This is a genomic window from Pseudomonas sp. AL 58, assembly GCF_036348395.1.
Lineage (GTDB): Bacteria > Pseudomonadota > Gammaproteobacteria > Pseudomonadales > Pseudomonadaceae > Aquipseudomonas > Aquipseudomonas defluvii.
Genome location: NZ_JAZBQR010000074.1, coordinates 1 through 546 on the forward strand (window position 1 = coordinate 1; position 546 = coordinate 546).

Annotated in this window: 1 protein-coding gene; it reads left to right on the forward strand. The window is 67.0% G+C overall.

Annotated features, from left to right (window positions below; genetic code table 11):
• On the forward strand, positions 1-546 hold a 546-nt coding region (gene tssI / locus UIA24_RS23115; protein WP_330524055.1), incomplete at both ends, for a type VI secretion system tip protein TssI/VgrG.

Sequence of the window (546 nt, forward strand, 5' to 3'; positions counted from 1 at the left end):
GGAGGGCAAGCGACTCAGCCAGCGCGCCCTGGAACGCCACCGGGCCGAGCATCGGGTTGCCGAGGGCCGAAGCGACCAGCCGAGCCTGGTGACGGGGCATCTGCTGGAGCTGTCCGGCCACCCGTGCCAGGCCTGGAACGACCTGTGGCTGCTGACCGAGATTCAGCATCAAGGCAAGCAACCGCAAGTGCTGGAGGAGAGCATGACTGCCGACTGCGCGGCGGCGGATGACGGCTTCTCTCAGGGCTATCGCAACCACTTTACCGCCACCCCCTGGGACGTGTTCTACCGTCCGCAGCAGGCGTACCACAAGCCCCGTGTGCTGGGCAGCCAGACGGCCCGGGTTACCGGCCCGAAAGGCGAAGAGGTCTATTGCGACGCCTATGGCCGGGTCAAGGTGCAGTTCCACTGGGACCGCGAGGGCCAGCACAACGACCAGAGCAGTTGCTGGCTGCGGGTCGCCTCGGGCTGGGCCGGCAATGGCCACGGCAGCGTCAGCATTCCGCGGGTGGGCATGGAGGTATTGGTGGTCTTTCTGGAGGGCGA